The 23635-nt window shown below is 65.6% G+C and carries 23 protein-coding genes; 4 read left to right on the top strand and 19 right to left on the bottom strand.

What is annotated here, in order from left to right; genetic code table 11:
- Positions 1 to 85 precede the first annotated feature (85 nt).
- The 4 genes from A6723_RS29485 to A6723_RS29470 all read right to left on the bottom strand — a co-directional run bounded on the left by A6723_RS29485 (position 86) and on the right by A6723_RS29470 (position 4030).
- Complete coding sequence (locus A6723_RS29485; RefSeq protein WP_054910635.1) at positions 86 to 760, bottom strand: DUF1028 domain-containing protein; 675 nt, start codon at positions 758 to 760, stop codon at positions 86 to 88.
- A 192-nt stretch (positions 761 to 952) separates the two neighbouring features.
- A complete protein-coding gene (locus A6723_RS29480; RefSeq protein ID WP_015474916.1) occupies positions 953 to 1363 on the bottom strand; it encodes a RidA family protein in 411 nt (136 codons plus the stop codon).
- A gap of 3 nt (positions 1364 to 1366) precedes the next feature.
- Positions 1367 to 2698, bottom strand: coding sequence for an NAD(P)/FAD-dependent oxidoreductase (locus tag A6723_RS29475; RefSeq protein ID WP_054910634.1), 1332 nt, complete (start codon positions 2696 to 2698; stop codon positions 1367 to 1369).
- Positions 2699 to 3109: 411 nt separating this feature from the next.
- Positions 3110 to 4030, bottom strand: a complete 921-nt coding sequence (locus A6723_RS29470) for a LysR family transcriptional regulator (protein WP_024763735.1) — start codon at positions 4028 to 4030, stop codon at positions 3110 to 3112.
- Positions 4031 to 4167: 137 nt separating this feature from the next.
- Here A6723_RS29470 and A6723_RS29465 point away from each other — a divergent pair, with 137 nt between their 5' ends.
- The 3 genes from A6723_RS29465 (at position 4168) to A6723_RS29455 (ending at position 7496) form a co-directional block, all read left to right on the top strand.
- Entirely contained in the window at positions 4168 to 5514 is a 1347-nt protein-coding gene (locus A6723_RS29465; protein WP_045213504.1) for an aspartate aminotransferase family protein, read from the top strand.
- On the top strand, positions 5515 to 5826 hold the full coding sequence (locus tag A6723_RS29460) for a cupin domain-containing protein (protein ID WP_054910633.1): 312 nt from the start codon (positions 5515 to 5517) through the stop codon (positions 5824 to 5826). It begins immediately after the preceding gene.
- 173 nt (positions 5827 to 5999) lie between these two features.
- The gene (locus tag A6723_RS29455; RefSeq protein WP_054910632.1) at positions 6000 to 7496 is read left to right on the top strand and encodes a CoA-acylating methylmalonate-semialdehyde dehydrogenase; all 1497 of its coding nucleotides are present in this window, start codon (positions 6000 to 6002) and stop codon (positions 7494 to 7496) included.
- A 128-nt stretch (positions 7497 to 7624) separates the two neighbouring features.
- On the opposite strand, the gene A6723_RS29450 is transcribed toward A6723_RS29455, so the two are convergent.
- From A6723_RS29450 to A6723_RS29430, 5 genes are all read right to left on the bottom strand, one after another.
- Positions 7625 to 8152, bottom strand: a complete 528-nt coding sequence (locus A6723_RS29450; protein WP_054910631.1) for a transposase — start codon at positions 8150 to 8152, stop codon at positions 7625 to 7627.
- A gap of 133 nt (positions 8153 to 8285) precedes the next feature.
- A complete protein-coding gene (locus A6723_RS29445) occupies positions 8286 to 8738 on the bottom strand; it encodes a BRO family protein (RefSeq protein ID WP_054910630.1) in 453 nt (150 codons plus the stop codon).
- A gap of 1021 nt (positions 8739 to 9759) precedes the next feature.
- Positions 9760 to 10185, bottom strand: a complete 426-nt coding sequence (locus tag A6723_RS29440) for a GNAT family N-acetyltransferase (RefSeq protein ID WP_054910629.1) — start codon at positions 10183 to 10185, stop codon at positions 9760 to 9762.
- A 194-nt stretch (positions 10186 to 10379) separates the two neighbouring features.
- Positions 10380 to 10694 (bottom strand): DUF2845 domain-containing protein, encoded by a 315-nt coding sequence (locus A6723_RS29435; protein ID WP_054910628.1) that lies wholly within the window; start codon positions 10692 to 10694, stop codon positions 10380 to 10382.
- An 87-nt stretch (positions 10695 to 10781) separates the two neighbouring features.
- Entirely contained in the window at positions 10782 to 11585 is an 804-nt protein-coding gene (locus A6723_RS29430) for an NYN domain-containing protein (RefSeq protein ID WP_054910627.1), read from the bottom strand.
- Between the two features lie 202 nt (positions 11586 to 11787).
- Between A6723_RS29430 and A6723_RS29425 the strand changes: the two genes are divergently transcribed.
- Positions 11788 to 12345, top strand: coding sequence for a hypothetical protein (locus A6723_RS29425; RefSeq protein ID WP_082450857.1), 558 nt, complete (start codon positions 11788 to 11790; stop codon positions 12343 to 12345).
- Positions 12346 to 12401: 56 nt separating this feature from the next.
- Here the strand turns inward: A6723_RS29425 and siaD are convergent, their stop codons facing one another.
- The 10 genes from siaD to A6723_RS29375 form a co-directional block, all read right to left on the bottom strand.
- A complete protein-coding gene (gene siaD, locus A6723_RS29420) occupies positions 12402 to 13190 on the bottom strand; it encodes a biofilm regulation diguanylate cyclase SiaD (protein WP_054910626.1) in 789 nt (262 codons plus the stop codon).
- A gap of 5 nt (positions 13191 to 13195) precedes the next feature.
- The gene (gene siaC / locus A6723_RS29415; RefSeq protein WP_065348217.1) at positions 13196 to 13576 is read right to left on the bottom strand and encodes a biofilm regulation phosphoprotein SiaC; all 381 of its coding nucleotides are present in this window, start codon (positions 13574 to 13576) and stop codon (positions 13196 to 13198) included.
- 25 nt (positions 13577 to 13601) lie between these two features.
- Positions 13602 to 14144: a biofilm regulation protein kinase SiaB gene (siaB, locus tag A6723_RS29410; RefSeq protein ID WP_024766249.1), complete on the bottom strand. Its 543-nt coding sequence runs from the start codon at positions 14142 to 14144 to the stop codon at positions 13602 to 13604.
- 10 nt (positions 14145 to 14154) lie between these two features.
- Positions 14155 to 16143, bottom strand: coding sequence for a biofilm regulation protein phosphatase SiaA (gene siaA / locus A6723_RS29405; RefSeq protein WP_054910301.1), 1989 nt, complete (start codon positions 16141 to 16143; stop codon positions 14155 to 14157).
- A gap of 190 nt (positions 16144 to 16333) precedes the next feature.
- Positions 16334 to 17389: a chemotaxis response regulator protein-glutamate methylesterase gene (locus tag A6723_RS29400; RefSeq protein ID WP_054910300.1), complete on the bottom strand. Its 1056-nt coding sequence runs from the start codon at positions 17387 to 17389 to the stop codon at positions 16334 to 16336.
- 15 nt (positions 17390 to 17404) lie between these two features.
- A complete protein-coding gene (gene cheD / locus A6723_RS29395; protein ID WP_054910299.1) occupies positions 17405 to 17998 on the bottom strand; it encodes a chemoreceptor glutamine deamidase CheD in 594 nt (197 codons plus the stop codon).
- A complete protein-coding gene (locus tag A6723_RS29390; protein ID WP_054910298.1) occupies positions 17998 to 18840 on the bottom strand; it encodes a CheR family methyltransferase in 843 nt (280 codons plus the stop codon). Before A6723_RS29390 ends, cheD begins: the two co-directional genes overlap by 1 nt.
- A 367-nt stretch (positions 18841 to 19207) precedes the next feature.
- Positions 19208 to 21232 carry a methyl-accepting chemotaxis protein gene (locus A6723_RS29385; protein WP_054910297.1) on the bottom strand — a complete coding sequence of 675 codons (2025 nt, stop codon included), beginning with the start codon at positions 21230 to 21232 and terminating at the stop codon, positions 19208 to 19210.
- Between the two features lie 21 nt (positions 21233 to 21253).
- Entirely contained in the window at positions 21254 to 21739 is a 486-nt protein-coding gene (locus tag A6723_RS29380; RefSeq protein WP_037012409.1) for a chemotaxis protein CheW, read from the bottom strand.
- A complete protein-coding gene (locus tag A6723_RS29375; RefSeq protein ID WP_054910296.1) occupies positions 21726 to 23627 on the bottom strand; it encodes a chemotaxis protein CheA in 1902 nt (633 codons plus the stop codon). The genes A6723_RS29380 and A6723_RS29375 overlap by 14 nt, the downstream gene beginning before the upstream one ends.
- Between the last annotated feature and the right edge of the window lie 8 nt (positions 23628 to 23635).

Genomic DNA, 23635 nt, shown 5'->3' with positions numbered 1-23635 from the left:
GTCAATGCGCGGTTTCGGTATTTGGGCGAATACCCTCTCCCCAGCCAGGATCAGGGAGAGGGGCTCTCGCAGGTAAGGCATGGCGTTACTCGTCGCCCGGCACACCGTAGCTCGGCGCCTTGGTCGGGTCGAGGGCGCGCACGAGGTAGTCCTCCAGCTGCGGCTTGTAGGCCACCCAGAGTTTTTCCAGCTCATCGATGGGCGCTTCGTCCGCCCAGTCGACGCGCAGGTCGACGATCGGCCAGACCAGATCGCCGACGACCTTCAGCGCCGCCGAATGCACCGGGCCGGCTTCGCCACCGGCGGCCATCGCCGCCTGCATCGCGGCCAGCAGGCGCTCGGCCAGGCAGCCGTTGGCGCCTTCGAAGGCCTGGGTCATGGCCTCGATCACCACGGTGGACGACAGCAGGTTGCCGGCCGCCACGCAGTTCTCACCCGCCACGGCGTTGTACACGCCCAGCGCCTCGCTGCCGGTGAACAGCGCGACCTTGCCGTGCTGGTCGATCACCGTCACCTGGCGGTACTGGCTGTAGCCGTTGCTGGAGAGCGCCTTGTCCAGCGCCGCGCTTGGTTCGAGGCCGGCTTCGATCTGGTCGAGAATCTGCGGGCCGAGGGCCGGCAGGGTGATGTTCTGCGTCGCCACCGCGCCGACGCCGGCGCGTACCCAGGGGCAGCGGGCGCCCACGGCGATGCTCGAGGAGCTGATGGCGATACCCAGTTGTCCGGTTTCGGCGCAGCGGCCGACGATGGAGAAGGTCATGGTGGCTCCTTGCTTGTTCTAATAGCTAAAACGACAAAGGGCGATGCGGAAAATCCGCATCGCCTGCACGCTTGAAAGCGTCACGAGCGACGGCCAGGCAAGGCGGGGTTGGGCGAGAAAAGCGGAGTTTGCTGTAGCAAATGAGCATTTTCTCGACCGGCCCCAACGCAGCATGGCCTAGCGCAGTAGCTTTCAGTCCGGAATGACGGCGATGACATCGATCTCCATCAGCCACTGCGGCTGACCGAGGGCCGATACCACCAGGCCGGTGGAGATCGGGAACACGCCCTTCAGCCACTTGCCGACTTCCTGGTACACCGGCTCGCGGTAGCGCGGGTCGATGAGGTAGGTAGTGGTCTTGACGATGTGCGACAGGTCGCTGCCGGCTTCTTCCAGCAGTTGCTTGACGTTCTTCATCGCCTGTTCGGCCTGGGCACGCGGGTCACCCAGCCCTACCAGGTTGCCCTCGAAGTCGGTACCGACCTGGCCGCGCACGTACACGGTGTTGCCGGCACGCACGGCCTGGCAGAGGTCGTTGTCCAGGGTCTGGTTCGGGTAGGTGTCCTTGGTGTTGAACATGCGGATGCGAGTATGGGTAGGCATCTCTTACTCCCAGGATGCGGCTTTCTGAACGGAGGAGCCTTCGCGCTGCGAGGCGTCCTGGTATTCGACATAACGGCGTTGGGTGGCGATGTGGCCAGCCACATGCTTGGCGTCGTGCCACACGCCCCAGATGAAGGTGGAGCCGCGACGGGACAGCCACGGCAGGCCGACGAAGTACACGCCCGGCTCGCGGGATACGCCGCGCTGGTGCTTGGGCTTGCCCTTGTCGTCGAAGGCATTCACCTGCAGCCAGTTGAAGTCCACGGCGTAGCCGGTGGCCCAGATGATCGCGGTGATGCCGGCGTCGGCGAGGTCCAGCTCCTGGATCGGATTGCGGATGCACTCGGCGTCTGCGTAGACCTTGCGGGCCTCCGGCTCCAGCGGCAGGTCGAGGCCGTTGCGCTCGATGTAGGCGTCGGCGGCGTCGAGCAGGCCGAGGTAGTTGTCATCGCCGGCCTTCAGGTTGGCCACCAGGTCGTCCTGGAAGCTCACCTTGCCGTCGGCGAAGGCCTTGGTCAGGCCGGTCAGGGTGATGCCCTCGTTGGCCAGGCGACGGAAGTCGATGGTCTCGCCGCCGCGGGCACCGCTCACGGCGATGGTCACGTGCTCGCGGCCCGGCTGCACTTCCTCGGCGTCCCACAGGCCGAGCACGCCCAGCCACCAGACGAAGTCGCGGTTGCGGTAGGAGCGCGGCGGGCGGTCATGGGCGCCCACAGACAGGAAGACCTTCTTGCCAGCGCGGTTCAGCTCGTCGGCGATCTGCACGCCGGAGGAGCCGGCGCCGATCACCAGCACGGCGCCTTCGGGCAGTTGCTGCGGGTTGTAGTACTTGGCCGAGTGGATCTGGTAGAGGCCTTCGTCCTTCGGTGCGATGGCCGGGATCACCGGGCGCTGGAACGGGCCGGTGGCGGAAACGATGCGCAGCGCCTGGAGGGTGCCTTCGGAGGTTTCCACGGTGAAGCCGGGGCGGCCTTCGTTGCGGGTGACCTTCTTCACTTCCACGCCGGTGCGGATCGGCGCGTTGAACTGCTTGGCGTAGGCGACGAAGTAGTCCGCCACCTGCTCCTTGTGCGGGAAGTCATCCGGGCCAACCGGGAATTCCATGTTCGGGAAGCGGTCGTGCCAGGCCGGGCCGTTGGCTACCAGCGAATCCCAGCGGCCGGTGCGCCAGGCTTCGGCGATGCGGCTTTTTTCCAGCACGATGTGCGGCACGCCCTGTTGGGTCAGGTGCTCGCTCATGGCGACGCCGGCTTGTCCGGCGCCAACGACCAGCGTGTCGATTTCCAGGTTATCAAGCGACTTCTTGCCGAAGGCGCCTGGATTCAGGTCGGTCATGGCTTGCTTCCTCAGACTCTGATCACGTTTGTTCTTGTTGCGGCTAGGGAGGAGGTGTTGGCCGCATTCTGTTCAGAGGCTGTGAATAGCGAAATTATGTTTTTTGTAGTCGCAGGCTAGGGAAAAGCTGCACCCACGCAAACCCCGCGGCCCGCGGGCTACAGGGGAGGGGGTATAGGATTTTTGGTGGCTGGGGCGACAAATTGGATAGGCAGGAGGTGCCTTGTGCGTGCCCTGCCTGTTCCGATCAAGTCAAAAACACCCTCACCCCAGCCCTCTCCCAGAGGGAGAGGGAGCCGATCGTGCTGGCGGACACCGTGGATTCATCCTGCGCCGATCAGTCCCCTCTCCCTTCGGGAGAGGGTTAGGGCGAGGGGCCGCAGGCCTGCCGTGCCCCTGAAAGTGTCAGGCTCAGCGGCTCTGCGCCACCGCCTCGAGGAACCGCTCCAGCACCAGGTTCGGCCGGCGGCCCTTGCGGGTCACCACGGTCAGCGGGATGTCGTAGTGGAAGCGCTCCGGGCGCAGCGCGCGCAGGCGGCCCTGGGCGACCCAGTCGGCGGCGTAGTGGTCGGGCAGGTAGCCGATGTAGCTGCCGGTGAGAATCAGGAAGGCCATGCCCTCGCGGTCCGAGGCGGTGGCGCTGCCGGAGAGTTCCTGGTGCCGCTCCTGCGCCTCGGCCGGGATGCGGTAACTCGGCGCCACCGCGTCGCAGGCGTGGATCTCCTGCACGGTGATGCCCGCATCGTCGCGCTCGAACAGCGGGTGCTCCTGGCTGCAGAACAGCAGCGAACGCTCCTCGTATAAAGAGGAGTACTCCAGCCCCGACAGCGGGCTGATGAGCGGTACCACGCCGACATGCAACCGTCCGTCGAGAACTCCCAGCTCGATCTCGTTGGGCGTGGTCATGCCGATATTGATCCGCACACCCGGCCCGCTGGCCTTCAGCGCGCGCAGGGCATGGGTGATGCGCATCTGCGGCAGGGTCACCAGGTTGTTGATGATGCCGATGTTCAGCTCGCCGCGCAGGTGCTGGTGCAGCTCGTTGACCTCGGCGCGGAAGCCCTCCAGCGCCGCCAGCAGCGACTGGGTCGCGCGGTAGACCTCGCGGCCCTCGTCGGTCAGTGCGAAACCCGCCCGGCCGCGCTGGCACAGGCGCATGCCCAGGCGCTTTTCCAGGTCTCCCATGTGCAGGCTGATCGCCGAACGGCTGATGCCCAGCGTGCTCTCGGCGGCCGAGAAGCTGCCGCACTCGACTATGGTTTTGAAGATGCGCAGCAGGCGGATCTCGAAGTCGCTGACCTGGCCCAGGGAAGGCGCCCGTTGTTTCGCCATTTTAGTTTTACCAATCCAAAACTGAACGTAAGAAGAATAAGCTTTAACTCACGTTAAGTCAGGCCCAATCTAGTCCCATCGCACCAGGCCCGCCGCGGCCTGCGCGCCCAACAAGACTGTCTTCGAGGACAAGCTGCATGAACCAGCAAGTGAACGTCACCCCGTCGGTGGCCAGCGAACTGAACCTGAAGGCCCACTGGATGCCCTTCAGCGCCAACCGCAACTTCCATAAAGACCCACGCATCATCGTCGCCGCCGAAGGCAGCTGGCTGGTGGACGACCAGGGCCGCAAGATCTACGACAGCCTGTCGGGCCTGTGGACCTGCGGCGCCGGTCACTCGCGCAAGGAAATCGCCGACGCGGTCGCCAAGCAGCTGACCACCCTCGACTACTCCCCGGCGTTCCAGTACGGCCACCCGCTGTCCTTCAAACTGGCCGAGAAGATCACCCAGCTGACCCCGGCCGGCCTCGACCATGTGTTCTTCACCGGCTCGGGCTCCGAGTGCGCCGACACCTCGATCAAGATGGCCCGTGCCTACTGGCGCCTGAAAGGCCAGGCGCAGAAGACCAAGCTGATCGGCCGCGCCCGTGGCTACCACGGCGTGAACGTCGCCGGCACCGCCCTGGGCGGCATCGGTGGCAACCGCAAGATGTTCGGCCAGCTGATGGACGTCGACCACCTGCCGCACACCCTGCAGCCGGGCATGGCCTTCACCAAGGGCATGGCCGAAACCGGCGGTGTCGAGCTGGCCAACGAACTGCTGAAACTGATCGAACTGCATGACGCCTCCAACATCGCCGCCGTGATCGTCGAGCCGATGTCCGGCTCCGCCGGTGTCCTGGTTCCGCCGAAGGGCTACCTGCAGCGCCTGCGCGAAATCTGCGACCAGCACAACATCCTGCTGATCTTCGATGAAGTGATCACCGCCTTCGGCCGAATGGGCAAGGCCACCGGCGCCGAGTTCTTCGGCGTGAAGCCGGACATCATGAACGTCGCCAAGCAGGTCACCAACGGCGCCATCCCCATGGGCGCGGTGATCGCCAGCAGCGAAATCTACGACACCTTCATGGGTCAGAACCTGCCGGAATACGCCGTCGAGTTCGGCCATGGCTACACCTACTCCGCGCACCCGGTCGCCTGCGCCGCCGGTCTCGCCGCGCTGGACCTGCTGGAAAAAGAGAACCTGATCCAGCAGTCGCTGGAACTGGCTCCGCACTTCGAGAAGGCCCTGCACGGCCTGAAAGGCGCGAAGAACGTCGTCGACATCCGCAACTGCGGCCTGGCCGGCGCCATCCAGATCGGCGCCCGTGACGGCGATGCCATCGTGCGCCCGTTCGAAGCCAGCATGAAGCTGTGGAAAGAAGGCTTCTACGTGCGCTTCGGCGGCGACACCCTGCAGTTCGGCCCGACCTTCAACGCCAAGCCCGAAGACCTGGACCGCCTGTTCAGCGCCGTCGGTGACGCCCTCAACGGGGTGGCGTAAGTGAGCGAACGTCCGAAGGCCGTCCCGACGGTACAGATCGACAACGACAAGGTCCTGGTCACCGAGTGGCGCTTCGCCCCCGGTGCCGAGACCGGCTGGCACCGCCACGGCATGGAATACGTCGTGGTCCCGGTGACCAACGGCGAGCTGCTGCTCGAAACCCCCGAGGGCGAGCGCCGTGCGCCGCTGGTCCTGGGGGCGAGCTACACCCGCCAGATCGGTACCGAGCACAACGTGATCAACCCGTGCGATCACGAAGTGGCGTTCATCGAGATCGAGCTCAAGAGCGACGACCACCCGCACAGCCACTGAGCGCGCGGGCACGCGAGAAGGCATGCCGCGACGAGTCACCTTAGAGTGACTGCCGGCGTGCCTTGCAGCCCACGCTTCATACCGAACAATCCCCTCTCCCTTCAGGGAGAGGGCTAGGGAGAGGGGCTCCTCGCGAGCCCCGCCCCAATACTTTCAGCGAGAAGAGACTTCCCATGACCACCGTCAAGCACCTGATCGGCGGCGAAATGATCGCCGACACCGGCCGCACCGCCGACGTCTTCAACCCGTCCACCGGCGAAGCCATCCGCAAGGTTCCGCTGGCCAGCCGCGAAACCGTGCAGCAGGCCATCGACGCCGCCAAGGCCGCCTTCCCGGCCTGGCGCAACACCCCGCCGGCCAAGCGCGCCCAGGTGCTGTTCCGCTTCAAGCAACTGCTCGAAGCCAACGAAGCGCGCATCAGCCAGCTGATCAGCGAAGAACACGGCAAGACCCTGGAAGACGCCGCCGGTGAACTCAAGCGCGGCATCGAGAACGTCGAATACGCCAGCGCCGCCCCGGAAATCCTCAAGGGCGAATACAGCCGCAACGTCGGCCCGAACATCGACGCCTGGAGCGACTTCCAGCCGATCGGCGTGGTCGCCGGTATCACCCCGTTCAACTTCCCGGCCATGGTGCCGCTGTGGATGTACCCGCTGGCCATCGCCTGCGGCAACACCTTCATCCTCAAGCCGTCCGAGCGTGACCCGAGCTCCACCCTGCTGATCGCCGAACTGTTCGAAGAAGCCGGCCTGCCCAAGGGCGTGCTGAACGTCGTGCACGGCGACAAGACCGCCGTGGACGCGCTGATCGAGGCCCCGGAAGTCAAAGCCCTGAGCTTCGTCGGTTCGACCCCGATCGCCGAGTACATCTATTCCGAAGGCACCAAGCGCGGCAAGCGCGTACAGGCCCTGGGCGGCGCCAAGAACCACGCCGTGCTGATGCCCGACTGTGACCTGGACAACGCCGTCAGCGCCCTGATGGGTGCGGCCTACGGCTCCTGCGGCGAGCGCTGCATGGCCATCTCCGTTGCCGTTTGCGTGGGCGACCAGATCGGCGACGCGCTGGTCGAGAAGATCGTCCCGCAGATCAAGGCCCTGAAAATCGGCGCCGGCACCTCCTGCGGCCTGGACATGGGCCCGCTGGTCACCGGCGCTGCCCAGCAGAAAGTCACCGGCTACATCGATACCGGTGTCGAGCAGGGCGCCCAGCTGCTGGTCGACGGCCGCAACTTCAAGGTGGCCGGTCACGAGAACGGCTTCTTCGTCGGCGGCACCCTGTTCGACAAGGTGACCCCGGACATGACCATCTACCAGGAAGAAATCTTCGGCCCGGTGCTGTGCATCGTGCGCGTGAACAGCCTGGAAGAAGCCATGCAGCTGATCAACGACCACGAATACGGCAACGGCACCTGCATCTTTACCCGTGACGGTGAGGCTGCCCGCCTGTTCTGCGACGAGATCGAAGTCGGCATGGTCGGCGTCAACGTACCGCTGCCGGTACCGGTGGCCTACCACAGCTTCGGCGGCTGGAAGCGTTCGCTGTTCGGCGACCTGCACGCCTACGGCCCGGATGGCGTGCGCTTCTACACCAAGCGCAAGGCCATTACCCAGCGCTGGCCGCAGCGCAAGTCGCACGAAGCGGCGCAGTTCGCCTTCCCCAGCAATGGCTGATGGTGAATAAGCGGTAAGAGAAAGGCCGGTCCAGTGACCGGCCTTTTTCATTTGAGAGGATGCTGGGCAGTCCACTCGCCATTCCGGCGGACGCATTCGTAGGATGGCGTGGAGCGCAGCGATACCCATCATTCCCCTGCGTCGATCTCTCCCATCGAGCTCCCGCCCCAGCCCTTCGCCAGCAGGCCATCGCGCACATATCGATGAAGCGAAGACCATCGCCAGTCCTCTGCGCGTAAGACATGGCCGTGTTTGCAGGGATTGAAATGGATGTAATCCACGTGCCGTGCGAAATCGGCGTCATCGCGAATCCGGTGCTCCCAGTAACGGCGCTGCCAGATGCCGCGTTCAGCGCTTTTGTGGCGGCTGGCGGAAATAGCCTCGCGCTTTGGCATTGCCCGCGAGAACTCGGTCTTGATCAGCCTCCAGCGGAGGGCGTAATCGGCGTCGCCTTCGGGCAGGGTGCAGATGGCATGCAGGTGATCGGGCAGGATGACGATAGCGTCGATCTGCCAGGGATGACGTTGTTGCGTGTAGCGGAAGGCTGCGCGGAGCAGATCGACGTTTTCCACCAGCAAGTGTGAGCGACGATCGGCCAGGGTGAGGGTGAAGAACCAGGTGGCACCCTCTGTTCTGTCGCGGCGGTATGAGGTCATGGTGCGCTCTGTCGGAATTGATGGGTATCGCTGCGCTCCACGCCATCCTACGTTCGAGGTCGCTTGCGGCTTTGCGGGAGCCGGCTGAAACCTTTGTAGGATGGGTGGAGCGTAGCGATACCCATGCTGCGGCTCAGGCGTGATCAAGCATCCGGGGGATTTCTTCCCAGCGCATCCACAGGCCGCCTTGCCAGTTCAGGAGCATGAGGCGGCGGGTGTCCCAGGTGAGATGGACGCGGCGCGGTGCGTCGGTTTCCGGGGTGTGCTGGTCGCGCAGGGTGGGGATCACATCCTGTGACAGCCAATGGTCGAGGGATTCGAGTTCCGGGTGGCCGAAGCGGACGAGGGCTTTGTAGGCGGCGGCTTCGCTGACCAGGATGGTTTCTTCCGTGCTGCCGGTGCGGTAGGTGAGGTGGACTGTCTGGACTTCGTGGGGGAAGAAGCGGTGGTGGAAGCTGTCGGGGTATTGGACGGACAGCAGGCGGGCGATATCGCGGGAGACGAACCAGGCCTGGTTGTCGATTATCAGGCCGCGCAGGAAGCGTTTTTTGCGGGTGAAGAAGGTTGGGGTGTAGGTGTCGTGCATAAGTGGAACTCCTAACGATTAAAGGAGCCGCACCTATGTCGCCAAACATAGGAGGCGGACCGCGCGGGGTTGGCGAACCGGACGTCAGGTCCCGGCAGACCCGGAGGTCTCCCCGCGCGATCCGCCATAAGCGTTGCAGAAATTTCTGCAGGGTGCGCGGGGGCCTACAAAAACATTCGCTGTTTTCGTAAGCACCTGTGGGCGCTATCGCGCCTGACGTCTCTGGGTCGCCAAACCCAGGTCACGGATGTGACAGGGCGAGGATAGGAATGGCAGGTGTGCTCAACAAGAAGCCGTTTCCGGCGTGCGTGTAGGAGCGAGCTTGCTCGCGAACAGCCCAGCACCGGAGTTCCCCGTGTAGCAGCGGACCTTGTCCGCGATCGCGCGGACAGCGCTCCCGCAGGTTGGCTTCTGTGCTTGAGTATTGTTGGCGTGTCGTCCGGATGATCAGCGTCGCTTCGGCATGCGCGTGGGCTTCCTGTTTCGCCCCCTCGGGCGAGTCACTTTCTCAAACGCCAGAAAGTAACCAAAGGTCTTGCCCCTCCATCCGGTTTTTCGCTTAGGCGAAAAATTCCCCCGTTGAAKCGAAGTTTCAGGGGCACGCGCTGACGGGCCATCCCTGGCCCGRCAGCGCTCTCGCGGCATCCATGCCGCTCAACCCCTGAAACTCCGATTCAACGGGGCCTCCTGAAAGGGGCGGTTCGGAGTGCGCGGGTGTTTTTCTGGAAGTCTTTAGGAGCCGGAGCCGGGAGGTAGGGCGAATAACCCGGAACGGGTTATCCGCCAAAACGGCGGATAACGCCGGGGCCGTTATGCGCCCTACGGGAGCTGTTCGTGCCGGCTGACACGGTGGTTTCGCTATGCACCGAACGGTCCCCTCTCCCTCCGGGAGAGGGTTAGGGTGAGGGGTGGCCGAGCCCGGGCGTCATGCGGGGCGCTGGCTATCGGAAATGCGCCGAGAGGGCCGGCGTCGGTCGGGTTCGCGAGCAAGCTCGCTCCTACAAGAGCGGGAGAGCGGGAATCAGCCCAGGTGTTTCTTCAGGTAGATGCGCTGGTGCCCCGGTGGGCAATCTTCGAGCACGCCCATGCGCTCGAAGCCTTGTTTCTCGTAGAAACCGGGAGCCTGGAAGCTGTAGGTGTAGAGGAACAGGCCGACGCAGCCGCGGCGGCGGGCTTCGTCTTCGGCCAGGGCGATGAGCTGGCTGCCCAGGCCGCTGCCGCGCTGGTCGTCCTGCAGCCAGAGGTAGTCGATGTAGAGCCAGCCCATGCCGGATTGGCCGAACATGCCGCCGACCACTTCGCCTTCCGCGTTGCGGGCGTAGAGTTCGAAGTCGTCGTAGGTGTTGCTGCGGCCCATCTGCCCGAGGTTGTAGGCGAGCAGGCCCTTGACCACGACGTCGCGCGCCTGCGGGTCGATGCCGAGGGTGAAGTTGAAGGTGGTTTGCATGGTGCCCTCCGGATTGGCGAAGGCGACCAGTCTAGGGAGATGCCGCCGCCATGGGTAGGCGTCTTTGGTAGCGGCGGGTACGGTGACGCGCAAGCGCAAGGAGCATTGCAGGCGGGGTGTGCTTCTGCATGGGGCCTGATCATGCCGTCCTGGCTTATCGGCGGATAACCCGTGCCGGGTTATCCGCCCTACGCTCAGAGTTCTTCCTGGCGTGAAGTCCGCACCAGCTCGAGCGTGGTGTCGCGGAAGCGCAGGTAGCGGTATGCGCCGTTGTTCGGGCCGTACATCCAGGTTTCCAGTTGCGGGCTGCCGGGGATGAACTTGCCGTCGGGCCCACGGCGGGGTGGAGTGGGTGGGACGATGGCGCGCTTGTCCGGTTGCCCGCACTTGGCGAGGACTTCGTCCATCGGGTCGCCTTCGTTGATCAGGCTGGTGCCGCAGCGCAATGTCCCGGCATGCGCGCCGCTCGCAGCGAGCAGGGCCAGCAGGGGGATCAGCAGGAAGCGCATGGGATTGCTCCGCAGAGATGCTCACGCCCGACTTTAACCGTCAGGCGTGGCGTGTTCGTTGAGCGGGGGCAGTGCAGGGCGACGTTCTCAGCGCGTGGTGCCCACGTTGCGCACATAAAGGTCCTTGCCGCCGCTACCGCCGCCGCGTGCCTGCAGCTCGAAGCGCTTGGGATGGCCCTTGATCAGGTCGCTGAGCTTCTTGAAGCCGTAAAGGCGCGGGTCGAATGCAGGCTGCAGCTTGCCGATGTTCTGCCCCAGGGCGCCCAACTGGACCCAGTCGTCATCGTCGCCGTCGATGTCGTCGAGCACCTTGGCGATGAAGTCCAGCGGGACCTTTTGCGATTTGCGCTTGGCCGCGGGTTTGGGCGCGTCGTTGGCGCTCGGGGCGGCCGTCTTGTCGGTGACGGGCACCGGCTCGACGGGGGCTTCGGGCGTGGCGCGGAGGATTTCGGTGTAGATGAACTTGTCGCAGGCGGAGACGAACGGCTTGGGCGTCTTCTCCTCGCCGAAGCCGTAGACGGTCAGCCCTTCCTCGCGCAGGCGTGCGGCCAGGCGGGTGAAGTCGCTGTCGCTGGAGACCAGGCAGAAGCCGTCGAAGCGGCGGGTGTAGAGCAGGTCCATGGCGTCGATGATCAGCGCGCTGTCGGTGGCGTTCTTGCCGCTGGTGTAGGCGAACTGCTGCATGGGCTGGATGGAGTGGTCCAGCAGTACCTGCTTCCACTTGCCCAGGTTGGGCTTGGTCCAGTCGCCGTAGATGCGCTTGACGCTGGCGACGCCGTACTTGGCGATCTCCTCGAACAACCCCTCGACGATGGCGGCGGGGGCGTTGTCGGCGTCGATCAGGACGGCGAGGTGCGTCTGCTGGCGCGGAGTGGGGGATCTGGTGGCCATGCTGCATCCTTTCCTGTGATTCACACGACCATAGTGCGCCGGGCCGCTCACCACAACCTTGCTGCAAGTCCGGATTTGCGAAAGATGTCATTGCGCCACTATGGTGGCGGGCTTATTCTCCGCCACCGTTCAGGGAGGGACGCGGCGGTGTCATTGGATCGTGAACTGCCTGCGCACCCTATTCGCCATCGAAGGAATGACTATGTTTCGCTTTTTCTGCGTTTCCCTTTTCGCGGTTCTGCTGACCGGCTGCGCCTCTTCGGCGAAGGTCGAGAACATGCAGATCAATGACCAGCAGGCGCACACCCAGAGCTACGACGCCGCACTGCGCGACAACCTCCAGGTTGCTGATGTCGAGGGTGGCAAGAAGACCAACCCGATGTGGACCTCGCAGATCGATGGCGCCGATTTCCGCGCTGCGCTGGAGCAATCCCTGGGCAAGGCCGGCCTGCTCGGCCAAGGCGACAAGGCTGCCTACTCGCTGCGTACCAAGCTGGTCAGCCTCGACCAACCGGTGTTCGGCTTCAACTTCACCGTCACCTCGACCGTCGAGTACAGCCTGGTGGAAAACGCCGGCGGCCGCGTGGTCTGGCAGGAAACCGTGAAGGAGCCCTTCACCGCTGGCGTGGGCGATGCGTTCTACGGCGTGACGCGGCTGCGCCTGGCCAACGAGGGCTCGGCCCGTGCCAACATCAACACCCTGCTGCAACGCCTGGGTGGCCTGAAGCTGGGCGCCGGTCAGGTGTCGCTGCAGAACTGATTGCGCGCCACAAGGAAAAGCCCGGCCATGGCCGGGCTTTTTTCATGGAGCCGCCGTTACGCCGTGGCGAACTCGCACTTGTCGCGCCCGCTGCGCTTGGCGTCCAGCAGCGCGGCGTCGGCGCGGCTGAGGGTCTGGGAGTAGCTCTCGCCCGGATGATGCTCGGCGACGCCGAAGCTGGCGGTGACCGACAGGGCGTTAGTGCCCACGCGCACGGCGAGGCAGCGGATGTCGTTGCGCACGCGCTCGATGATCGCGGCGGCGTCGGTGAGGCGGGTGTCCGGCAGGATCAGCAGGAATTCCTCGCCGCCCCAGCGGCCGCAGAGGTCGTACTGGCGCAGGGCGGACTCCATGGCGCGGCCGATTTCCACCAGCACGCGGTCGCCGACCTCGTGGCCCCAGGTATCGTTGACCTGCTTGAAGCGGTCGACGTCGAGCATGGCCAGCACGTAGGACTCGCCGTGGCGCTGGGCGCGCTCGCTTTCCTCGCGCAGGCGCTCCATCAGCAGGCGCCGGTTGGCGATGCCGGTGAGAGTGTCGTGGGTCGAGGCTTCCTTCAGCGCGACGTTGAGGTCGCGCATCATGTCCTGGTAGCGGTCGGAGATGCGCGCGACCTTTTCCAGCTGGCGCAGCTGCTTGTGGTAGCGCTCGGACAGCGTGCTGTTCTGCTGCCGGGCCATGGACTGGAAGCCGTCGGAAATCCGCGCGATGCGCTCCAGGCGCGCGAGCTGGTCGAGGGACTGCTGGTGCTTCTGGTACAGGGCCTCGCGCAGGGGGTGCCCTTCGTACTGTGGGTCGGCCAGCAGGTCTTCGATCAGCAGGTCCAGCTCGCGCTCGCTAGTCATGGCTCTTACTCGTCGTAGGCTTGGATGACGAACGGGAAGGTACAGTCCTCGCGGAATTCCTCGGCCAGTTCGGCGACGCGCTCGTTGCGTCGGTCGTAGTGCCACGCCACGCGGGTGGTGCGGCCCTGGCCGTGGGCTTCTTCGAGCAGGTCGAAGATGTCCATCATGGCCTTGATCGAGCTGGTGTTGAGGTACAGCAGGCGCAGGTCGAGTTCCAGCGGGCGCTGTTCCTCGGTGAGGAAGCGTTCGACCCACTCGATGACCTGGCCGAACAGCTCATAGGAGTTCTCCGGGTAGGAGTCGCCCTGCATCGCGAGGATGCCGGCCTGCCAGTCGCCGTGGATCTGTGGGGTGGATTGGGTACCGTTGACGTGGAGATCGCTCATATCGGGTCTTCCTGAATTTCGCAGATCAGATCACGGCGCGCAGGCTGAAGAAGGCGCGGCCGTCGGGTTGTTCGGTGAGAGAGGTTTTCAGGGGCGCGCTGGACTTGCGGGCAATGTCCAGCAGGCCCAGGCCGGCGCCGGTGGAGGCTTCAGCGTCGCGCGGGCGGCGCAGCTGCTCCTTGTAGGCGGCCTTGAGCTGGGCCTTGTCCAGCCCGGCGATGGCTTCGATGCTGCGCACCAGGCCCTGGCCGTCGGCCAGCTCCACCAGGTTGCCGGCGGAGACCACGTAGTGGCCTTCGTCGTCGCGGGCAATGGCCACGGTGGCCGAGGCTTCCTGGTCGTTGTAGCCGCGCAGGGAAGCGTAGTGGCGGATGTTCTGGGTCATCTCGATGTAGACGGCGAACACGTCCATCGCTTCGCTGGGGTGTGCCTGCTCGGCCTGCATGTAGTTGCGCAGCGCGTGGCCGATTTCTTCGATCAGGCTGCGCGAGATGGGCCCGTTGAAGCAGAGCAATATGCGTTGCCGGGTGTAGCTTTCGCGCATGGCCAACAGATCTAGCGATTCCATGGAATAACCCCTAGTCGAAGCGGAAAGAAAGAATGGTGATGTCGTCCCGTTGCGGCTGCTCGCCCTGGTACTGGGCGAGGGTAGCGGCGAACACGTCAGCCTGCTCGGCCAGCGGCCTGCGCGCGTGGTTGCGCAGCAGGTCGGCGAAGCGGCTGTTGCCGAAGCCGAAGCCGTGCTCGCCGCCGGCCTGATCGAGGAAGCCGTCGGTGCACAGGTAGTAGGTCCAGCCGGCTTCCATCGGGATTTCCACGTCCTGATAGTCGCCCTGGCGCTTGTCGCCGATGGCGCGGCGCGCGCCCTTGTACTCGCGCACGTCGTTGCCGTCGCTGGCGAACAGGGAAATCTTCGCCCCGGAGAAATGCAGCAGCTTGCGCTGGTGGTCGACTCGTACCAGGCCCGCGTCCATGTTGGTGGCCAGCGAGTTGGTGAACTCTTCCTGGCCGAGCATGCCGCGCATGACGTGGTCGGTCTCGCGCAGGATGGCCGCCGGGTCGTGGCTCTGCACGCTGTCGATGGCGTGGTCGATGGCCGCCAGGGCGAGCATGGTCATCAGCGCGCCGGGCACGCCGTGGCCGGCGCAGTCGACGACGCCGATCAGGCTGTCCATGGGGCCTTCGCGGTAGATGTAGAAGTCGCCACCGACCACGTCGCGCGGCTTCCACAGGACGAAGTGGTGCTCGCCCAGTGACGCCTGCAGCTGGCGGTCGGGGAGGATGGCGCGCTGGATCAGGCTGGCGTAGTCGATGGAGTCGCCGATCTTCTTCTGTGCGGCGGCCATCTCGCGGTTGGCCTTTTCCAGTGCCTGAGTGCGCTGCTGGACCTTGTCTTCCAGCTCCTCGGTGTGCCGGCGGACCTGGTCGGCCATGCTGGCGAAGGCGCTGGACAGCTCGCCGATCTCGTCCGGGCGGGTGCGCGGCAGCGGGCTGTCGTACTGCCCGGCGGCAATCGCCTTGGCCGACTGCTTGAGGCCGCGCAGCGGGCGCAGTACCAGCAGGTCGACGGTGTAGGCGAAGCCGATCAGCAGGATCGCCAGCAACCCGGCGAGGGTGCCCACCAGCGGCCAGATCCAGCGGCTGTCGAGTACCTGGGCGGCGTGCAGGTCGATGGCGCTGAGCACGTGCCAGCGCAGCTGCGGGATGTAGGCGGTGGCGATCAGCTGTTCCTTGCCGTCGATGGTGCCCCACATGGTTTCCACTTCGCCGGGGTTGGCCTCGGCCTGGCGCAGGGTCTGGCGCAGGGCGGTGCGTTCCTGGTCATTGCCCAGCAGGTCGAACACGTGGTGCTTGGCCTGGCCACTGGAGCCGGAGGAATAGGCGATCAGCTTGGTGTCGGGGTGCGCCTGGATGGCGCCGTCCGGGTCGACGATCATCGGCGTCACCCCGGCCTCGCGGCGCGAGATGAACTGGTCGAGGAACTCGGTGAGGTCCAGGCCGCCACCGGCCAGGCCGACCTTCTCGTTGCCGGCGCGCACCACCATGTTGAACCAGACCTTGGTGACCTTCAGCTTGGCGTCGTAGTTGACGTTGATGTTGTAGGTCTCGTCGCGGGCCAGGGTATCGAAGTACCAGCGGTCCTGCGGGTCGGTATCGCTCAGGGTGTAGCGCGGGGAATTGGAGAGTGGCGAGCTGGAGTCGTTGAAGTAGTAATGGCGCGAGGAGTCCACCACGACGAAATAGGAGTAGTTGTGCTGGTCCGCGCGGAAGCCTTCGGCCTCGCGGAAGAACAGCGAGCGGCGCGCCGGATCGTTCTCGGCCAGCAGCCAGTCCTGGGTGACCACGGACTCCGCCAGGCGCCGCGAGAGCGCCAGCTCGCGGATCACCGGTGCGATGATCTTCTGCTGGTTGAGCAGCGTGAAGTTTCTCGCGAAGGCGAGGCCGAAATGCGTGCGGATGTCTTCCATGGCCTTCCAGCCCAGCATGACTGCCGGTACCAGCGCCAGGAGACAGGCGATGAGCAATGCCACCACCGATTTGCCGCGCAACCCCCATCTTGCCGCCATGGCTATCTCGTTTCCCCGTGTCGCCCGCCGTGTGCCGGTCTTTTGGCGAAAGCTCAATTGTGCATTTTGTATACGGGCACAATCAAACCAAATTGATATCGGATCGCCATATATTTGGCGCCGGTCAATTGGCCTGAGTCTAGACCCTGTGTGAAAAGTCGCTCGGCAGTGCGGGGCGATTCCCGCAGAACTAGACGCGATTCCCACTTCCGCTCTGCCGCGCCTGCTGTAGGAGCGAACCGGCTATGCGCTCCAGCGGCAGGACTTCCTTGGCCGCACCCAGCTCCACGGCCTCGCGGGGCATGCCGTAGACGACGCAGGTCGCCTCGTCCTGGGCGACGGTATGGCCGCCGGCCTGGCGGATCGCCTGCAAGCCCCGGGCCCCATCCTTGCCCATGCCGGTGAGCAGCGCGGCGATGAGGTTGCGCCCGGCGCAGCGGGCGAGGGAGTTGAACATCACGTCCACCGCCGGCCTGTGGCCATTCACCGCAGCCTCGCGGTGCAGCCGCACGACGTAGTTGGCGCCGCTGCGCTGCACTTCCATATGGAAATCGCCCGGTGCGACCAGCACGTGGCCGGGGAGGATGCGGTCGCCATCGCGGGCTTCGCGCACGGACAGGCGCGTCTGTCGGTCGAGTCGTTCGGCGTAGGACTTGGTGAAGCCTGGTGGCATGTGCAGGGTCACGACGGTGCCGGGGCAGTCCGGCGGCAAGCCGAGCAGGACTTCCTTGATGGCCTCGGTGCCACCGGTGGAGGCGCCGATGGCAAAAATCTTCTCGGTGCTCAGCAGCGGCGCGCTGCTCGTTGCCGGTGCACCCGCCACGGTGGCGGGGCGCGCGCGGGGCAGCCGGGCGCGGGCGGCGGCCTTGAGCTTGGCGCAGATTTCCTCGGCGTAGGCCTGCATGCCTTCGGCGATGCCCAGGCGCGGCTTGGCGATGAAGTCGATGGCGCCCAGCTCCAGGGCGCGCAGGGTGGCTTCGGAGCCCTTCTCGGTCAGCGAGGAAATCATCAGCACGGGCGTCGGTCGGCCCTTCATCAGCTTGTCGAGGAAGGTCAGGCCGTCCATGCGCGGCATTTCCACGTCCAGGGTGATGACGTCCGGCGAGTGCTGCTTGATCAGGTCGCGGGCGACGAAGGCGTCGGGCGCGGCGCCCACCAGTTGCAGCTCCGGGTCGTTCTGGATGATGTCCTTGAGCAGGCTGCGAATCAGCGCCGAGTCGTCGACGATCAGGACCTTGACGGCCATCGGGCGTCCCTCCGTTCAGAACAGGTCAATGCTCCCGCCGCGCTCCCGACGGGACAGTTGCTGGCAGTACTGCCGCTCGCGCTGCAGCACCGTGTCGTTGGCCAGGGTGCGCAGCTTGCGCACCAGCACCCGACCGCTGCCGGGAAAGAAGTAGACCTTGCGCGGGTGCACGTCGAGCAGATCCTGGGCGAGCAGGGGGATGCCCTCGTTCTCCAGGTACTGCAGGACGAACTCGACGTTGCGCTGGCCGACGTCGGCGCTGAGGTTCTTCAGCACCGAGCCGCCGCCGAACACCTTGGCCTCGAAGTGCCTGCGCTGGGCGCCGCGGCGCATCAGGCCGTTGATCAGCAGGTCCATGGCATGCACGCCGTAGCGTCCGGAGTTGGACATCAGGCCCTGCACGCCGGTATCGCCGGGCAGCATGAAATGGTTCATGCCGCCCAGCCCGCTACTGCGGTCGCGCAGGCAGACCGAGACGCAGGAGCCGAGCACGGTGACCAGCATCAGCGGCTCGGCGGTGACGTAGCACTCACCGGGCAGCAGCTTCACCGCTTCCATGCCGAAGCGCGGGTCGTAGTAGCGATTGGGTTGGTCCAGGGCTGCGCCCATCAATGGCTCCCCACCGCCTGGTAGGTCGTGCGCCCTACCGAACGGACCAGGTGGCTGGCGTGGACGAAGTTTTCCGAGTGCCCGGCGAAGAACAGCCCGCCCGGCCGCAGCAGGCGCACCATGCGTTCGAGCAGGCGGGTCTGGGTCGGCTTGTCGAAATAGATCATCACGTTGCGGCAGAAGATCGCGTCCAGGTTGCCGGGGATACCCCAGTCGCGGTCCAGCAGGTTGATCTGCCGGTAATCGATCATCTGCCGCAGCTCGCGCACCACCCGCGCCTTGCCGGCGTTGCTGCCGGTGCCGCGGAGGAAGAAGCGCTTCTTCTGGGCCGGAGTCAGCGCTTCGAGGCGCTCCAGCGGGTAAATGCCCTGGCGCGCGTGGCCGAGTACGCCGGTGTCGATGTCCGAGGCGATCAGCTCCAGCGGCGGGCTGAAGCTGCCCAGGGCGTCCACCAGGGTCATGGCCATGGAGTAGGGCTCCTCGCCGGTGCTGGAGGCGGTGGACCAGAAGCGCAGCGGCTGGTGGTCGCGCAGTTGCTCGGCGGCGAAGCGGCCCAGGTGGTCGAAATGATGCTTCTCGCGGAAGAAGGCGGTGAGGTTGGTGGTCAGTGCGTTGACGAACTGCTGCCACTCGTCCTCATGGCTTTCCAGGTAGGCGAAGTACTCGGCGAAGCTGCCCAGGCGCAGGCTGCGCAGGCGCCGCGAGAGACGGCTGTAGACCAGTTGCTGCTTGTTCTCCGAGAGGCTGATGCCGGCGTGCTGGTACAAGCGCTCACGCACCTGCTGGAAGTCCCGGCGGGTGTAGTGGAATTCGTGCTCGGGGGCGGGCAGGTGGATGGGCATTGGTTGGTCTCGCAGGTGAGCGGATTGCGTAGGGCGCATAACCTCGAACCGGTTATCCGCCGCGATGGCGGATAACGCCTGTGGCGTTATGCGCCCTACTTCGTGGTATCGGGAAAGTTCTGCGCGGGGACTACCCTCACCCCAGCCCTCTCCCAGAGGGAGAGGGGGCCGTACGTGCCGGCTGATGCCTTGATGTACTCCTGCGCCGATCAGTCCCCTCTCCCTTCGGAGCGGGGCGCGCAGCCAGGGTTAGGGTGAGGGGCTCTTGGCTCCTCCATCAGCGGTCATCGCCTGACCATCCCTGGTCCGCCCGCGGCGGCCGACCCTCCCATTGCTCCGGCCGCCGCCATCCCTCAGCCCCGCCCGATCAGAACTCTTCCCAGTCGTCTTCCTTGCCCTTGGCGCGCACCGCCTTGGCCACGCCGCGGGCGGCGCGCGAGGTGTGCGCAGTCGGTTCGGCGCGGGCCGGGCGGGCAGAGGCCAGCGGCACCACGGTGGCCGCGATGGTCTCCAGCTTGAACACCCCGACCTGCTGGTTGAGCATGCCGGCCTGCTCCTGCAGGGCTTCGGCCGACGCAGCGGCCTCTTCCACCAGGGCAGCGTTCTGCTGGGTCATCTCGTCCATCTGCGACACGGCGCCGTTCACTTCCTCGATGCCGCTGCTCTGCTCGGCAGAGGCGGCGGCGATCTCCGCCATGATGTCGGTGACGCGCTTGATCGCGACCACGATGTCGCTCATGGTCTGGCCGGCCTGGGCGACCAGGGTGTTGCCGCTCTCGACCTTGTCCACCGAGTCGTTGATCAGCGTCTTGATCTCCTTGGCGGCGGCGGCGGAGCGCTGCGCCAGGGTGCGTACTTCACCGGCCACCACGGCGAAGCCACGGCCCTGCTCGCCGGCGCGCGCCGCTTCCACCGCGGCGTTGAGCGCGAGGATGTTGGTCTGGAAGGCGATGCCGTCGATCACGCCGATGATGTCGGCGATCTTGCGCGCCGAATCGTTGATCGCGGACATGGTGCCCACCACCTTCTGCACCACGCTGCCGCCCTCGGTGGCGACTTCCGAGGCGTTCACCGCCAGCGAGTTGGCCTGGCGCGCGTTCTCGGCGTTGAGCTTCACGGTGCTGGTCAGCTCTTCCATGCTCGAGGCGGTTTCTTCCAGGCTGGAGGCCTGCTGCTCGGTGCGGGTGGAGAGCTCGGCGTTGCCGCTCGCGATCTCGCTGGCGGCGGTGTGGATGGTGTCGGCCGCTTCGCGAATCTGCCCGAGCATGCGCGACAGGCTCTGTGCGGTCTCGTTGGCATAGTCCTTCAGCTCGCCGAAGGTGCCCTGGTAGTCGGCGTCGATGCGCTGGGTCAGGTCACCCTGGGCCAGGGCGCCAAGTACGCGGGTAACGTCGCGCAGGCCCTTGTCGGCGGTGTCCACCAGGTTGTTCAGGCCGGTGGCGATCTTCAGGAAGAAGCCCTCCTTGTTCGAGGCCTCGATGCGCTTGCTGAAGTCGCCGGCAACGGCGGCGTCCACCAGTTGCGAGACTTCCTGCTCTGCGCGGAATTCCTCGGTGCGGTCGGTCCACTGCACTGCCGAACCCAGGCGCTCGCCGGCATCGTTGAACACCGGCACCACGTCGAGGGCGAAGCGGCGGCCGCCCAGGTTCAGCTCGGCCTTATGCCGCGCGGTGAGGTGCGCGAGCATGCCGCGCTGGTGCGCCGGGTTCTTGTGGAACATGTCGATGTTGGCGCCCATCAGGCGGCTGGCGTTGAAGTTCGGCAGCTGCTTGCGGATGTCGGCCTCGGCATTGCCGAGCATCTCGGTGACGGTGCGGTTCATGTAGATGATGTCGAGATCGTTGTTGGCGATCATCACGTTGGCCGAGACGTTATCCAGCGCACTCTTGATCCGCGCGTTGTACTCGGCGGCGTCGGCGTTGGCCTTGAGGCTGTCGCGCACGCCGTCGATGGCCTCGGTGATGATGGCTTTCTTGCCCGGCAGGCGGTCCATCTCCACCGAGTAGTCACCCTTGCCGTAGGCGGTCACGGTAGCAACCACCTTCATTTTCACCGCGATGTGCGCGGCGACCAGGTCGTTGATGCCCTTGGCGATGCGCGCCGGGCGGCCGGCGAACTTGTCTACCGGGATCACCTCGTCGATCCAGCCCAGCTCGTGCTGGCGCGTCATCTCCACCAGCCCGGCCTCCAGGGCTTCGGCCTGGGCCAGTTCAGTGCGCTGCTCGCGCAGGCTGCGCTGGACATTGCGCAGCCCGTCGTACAGGCGCTCGTAGCCGGGCGCGGGGGCTTCGCCGATGGCGACGTCGAGGTTGCCGTCCACCAGGCTGTGGAGGATGGCGGTGATGCGGTCGGCGCGTTGCTGCGCCACGGCGTGTGCGTTGAACAGACCCATGTTGTTTGTCCTCGGTCGCGATCAGGCGGCGGTTTCGTCGACCAGCGCCATCTCACGGCTGGTCATGAGTTTTTCGATGTCCACCAGGATGAGCATCCGCTCACCCGCGGTGGCCAGGCCCAGCAGATACTCGGTGTCGAAGCTGGCGGCGAATTCAGGGCGCGGCTTGATCTCCTCGCCGGCCAGGGCGATCACGTCGGAGACCGAATCCACCACCGCGCCGACGATGCGCCGGCCGACGTTGAGGATGATCACCACGGTGAACTGGTCGTAGCTGATGTCGGCCAGGTTGAACTTGATGCGCAGGTCGACGATGGGAACGATGGCGCCGCGCAGGTTGATCACGCCCTTGATGAAGGCGGGGGCGTTGGCGATCGCCGTGACCTGGTCGTAGCCACGGATTTCCTGCACGCGCAGGATGTCGATGGCGTATTCCTCGCGGCCCAGGGTGAAGGTCAGGTACTCCTGCACCGGGCTGCTTGCCGCGCTGGCTTCAGCTGCGCTCATGGGTGGGTTCTCCTTGTGCCGCCAGACGTGGCAGGGCATCGACATCGAGGATCAGGGCGACGCTGCCGTCGCCCATGATGGTGGCGCCGGCGATCCCGTCGATCCGGCGGAAGTTCTGTTCCAGGCTCTTGATCACCACCTGCTGCTGGCCGACCAGTTCGTCCACCTGCAGGGCGAAGCTCTTGCCCTCGGATTCGAGGATCACCACGATCCCCTGCTCCGGCGGCATGGGCTCGGCGCCGATGCGCAGCAACTGGTTGAGGGAGAACAGCGGCAGGTATTCGCCGCGCACGCGGATCACCGTCGACTCCTCGCCGGCCAGCCCGCGCACGTCGTCGGCGCGGGCCTGCAGCGACTCGACGATGTAGGTCAGCGGCACCACGTAGTTGACCTGCTCCACGGCGACGATCAGGCCGTCGAGGATGGCCAGGGTCAGCGGCAGGCGGATGCTCATGCGGGTGCCCATGCCCGGTGCCGAATCGATGTCGATCCGCCCGCCCATGGCCTGGATGTTGCGCCGCACCACGTCCATGCCGACGCCGCGACCGGACAGCTCGGTAACCGCTTCGGCGGTCGAAAAGCCGGGCATGAAGATCAGTTGCCAGACCTCGCCGTCACTCATTCCGTCGTGCACCGGCAGGCCTTTCTCGCGGGCCTTGGCGAGGATGCGCTCGCGCGACAGGCCGCGGCCGTCATCGGAGATTTCCACCACCACACTGCCGCCCTGGTGGCTGGCGGCGAGCTTCACCGAGCCCTGCGCCGGCTTGCCGGCCGCCAGGCGTTTGGCGGGCGTTTCTATGCCGTGGTCGATGCTGTTGCGGACAATGTGGGTGAGCGGGTCGCTGAGCTTTTCGATGACGCTCTTGTCCAGTTCGGTGTGCTCGCCCTGGAGGATCAGTTCGACCTGCTTGCCCAGGCGCGCGGAGGTGTCGTGCACCAGGCGCGGGAAGCGGCTGAAGATGAAGCTGATCGGCAGCATGCGGATCGACATCACCGATTCCTGCAGGTCGCGGGTGTTGTGCTCGAGCTGCGCCAGGGCCTGCTGCAGGCGCTCGAAGTGCGCGGGATCGAGGTCCTCGCTGAGCTGGCTGAGCATGGCCTGGGTGATGACCAGCTCGCCGACCAGGTTGATCAGGCTGTCGATCTTCTCGACGCTGACGCGGATGGAGCTGGATTCGCTGTCAGGGCGCGGCGCGGCGGCTGCCTTCGCCACGGTCGGTGCGGCTTTTGGCGCTTCGCTGGCGGCGGCTGGAGCGGCGGCGGGTGCGCCCGGTGCCTTGTCGAAGATGCCGTAGGGCTCGACGGGGCTGGCGTCCGGCGCGCCGGGGGCGTCGTCGAAGAAACCGAAATCGTCGTCACTGCTGGCGACCGCTGCGCTGGCGCCGGGCATGCCGGGCGCATCGTCGAAGAAGCCGAAGTCCTCTTCGCTGGCGCTGGTCCCTGCCGCGGCAGGAGCGTCTTCGAACAGACCGGAGTGGTTATCGGCAGTTGCCGCAGCCGGTGCTGCCAGCCAGGCGCGCAAGCGCTCCACGGTGGCGGCGACGGGCACGTCCGGATCGGGCACCTGGCTGCGGTGTGCGTCGAGCAGGCGCTGCAATACATCGCGGGCTTCGAGGAATGCGCCGATCATGTCCACGTGCAGGGCAGTCTGCCCGCAACGAATGCGGTCGAGCAGCGTCTCTAGCTCGTGGGTCACGGCGGTCAGGTCGTCGAAGCCGAACATGCCGCTGGAGCCCTTGATCGAGTGCGCCGCGCGGAAGATGCCATTGAGCGTCTCGGCGTCCGGCTGATCGAGGTCAAGCCCGATCAGCAGGAGTTCGAGGGTCGCCAGGTGTTCGTCGGTTTCCTCGAAGAACACCTGGAGGAATTGCTCCATACCGGTAGCCATTCAGGATT

Origin of the sequence: Pseudomonas sp. AU11447 (assembly GCF_001672555.2) — a bacterium.
Lineage (GTDB): Bacteria > Pseudomonadota > Gammaproteobacteria > Pseudomonadales > Pseudomonadaceae > Pseudomonas > Pseudomonas nitroreducens.
The sequence above is the reverse complement of the archived record's forward strand: the minus strand, read 5'-3'. Positions and strand labels throughout refer to the sequence as shown.

Coding starts and splice junctions, on each gene's coding strand:
- A6723_RS29400 (WP_054910300.1), bottom strand. CDS start 17,389: ATGGCCGTCAAGGTCCTGATCGTCGACGACTCGGCGCTGATTCGCAGC.
- siaB (WP_024766249.1), bottom strand. CDS start 14,144: ATGGAATCGCTAGATCTGTTGGCCATGCGCGAAAGCTACACCCGGCAA.
- A6723_RS29375 (WP_054910296.1), bottom strand. CDS start 23,627: ATGGCTACCGGTATGGAGCAATTCCTCCAGGTGTTCTTCGAGGAAACC.
- A6723_RS29475 (WP_054910634.1), bottom strand. CDS start 2,698: ATGACCGACCTGAATCCAGGCGCCTTCGGCAAGAAGTCGCTTGATAAC.
- A6723_RS29445 (WP_054910630.1), bottom strand. CDS start 8,738: ATGCACGACACCTACACCCCAACCTTCTTCACCCGCAAAAAACGCTTC.
- A6723_RS29480 (WP_015474916.1), bottom strand. CDS start 1,363: ATGCCTACCCATACTCGCATCCGCATGTTCAACACCAAGGACACCTAC.
- A6723_RS29470 (WP_024763735.1), bottom strand. CDS start 4,030: ATGGCGAAACAACGGGCGCCTTCCCTGGGCCAGGTCAGCGACTTCGAG.
- A6723_RS29430 (WP_054910627.1), bottom strand. CDS start 11,585: ATGGCCACCAGATCCCCCACTCCGCGCCAGCAGACGCACCTCGCCGTC.
- A6723_RS29455 (WP_054910632.1), top strand. CDS start 6,000: ATGACCACCGTCAAGCACCTGATCGGCGGCGAAATGATCGCCGACACC.
- siaD (WP_054910626.1), bottom strand. CDS start 13,190: ATGACTAGCGAGCGCGAGCTGGACCTGCTGATCGAAGACCTGCTGGCC.
- A6723_RS29390 (WP_054910298.1), bottom strand. CDS start 18,840: ATGCCCATCCACCTGCCCGCCCCCGAGCACGAATTCCACTACACCCGC.
- A6723_RS29440 (WP_054910629.1), bottom strand. CDS start 10,185: ATGCAAACCACCTTCAACTTCACCCTCGGCATCGACCCGCAGGCGCGC.
- siaC (WP_065348217.1), bottom strand. CDS start 13,576: ATGAGCGATCTCCACGTCAACGGTACCCAATCCACCCCACAGATCCAC.
- A6723_RS29465 (WP_045213504.1), top strand. CDS start 4,168: ATGAACCAGCAAGTGAACGTCACCCCGTCGGTGGCCAGCGAACTGAAC.
- A6723_RS29380 (WP_037012409.1), bottom strand. CDS start 21,739: ATGAGCGCAGCTGAAGCCAGCGCGGCAAGCAGCCCGGTGCAGGAGTAC.
- A6723_RS29385 (WP_054910297.1), bottom strand. CDS start 21,232: ATGGGTCTGTTCAACGCACACGCCGTGGCGCAGCAACGCGCCGACCGC.
- A6723_RS29425 (WP_082450857.1), top strand. CDS start 11,788: ATGTTTCGCTTTTTCTGCGTTTCCCTTTTCGCGGTTCTGCTGACCGGC.
- cheD (WP_054910299.1), bottom strand. CDS start 17,998: ATGGGCGCAGCCCTGGACCAACCCAATCGCTACTACGACCCGCGCTTC.
- A6723_RS29435 (WP_054910628.1), bottom strand. CDS start 10,694: ATGCGCTTCCTGCTGATCCCCCTGCTGGCCCTGCTCGCTGCGAGCGGC.
- A6723_RS29485 (WP_054910635.1), bottom strand. CDS start 760: ATGACCTTCTCCATCGTCGGCCGCTGCGCCGAAACCGGACAACTGGGT.
- A6723_RS29450 (WP_054910631.1), bottom strand. CDS start 8,152: ATGACCTCATACCGCCGCGACAGAACAGAGGGTGCCACCTGGTTCTTC.
- siaA (WP_054910301.1), bottom strand. CDS start 16,143: ATGGCGGCAAGATGGGGGTTGCGCGGCAAATCGGTGGTGGCATTGCTC.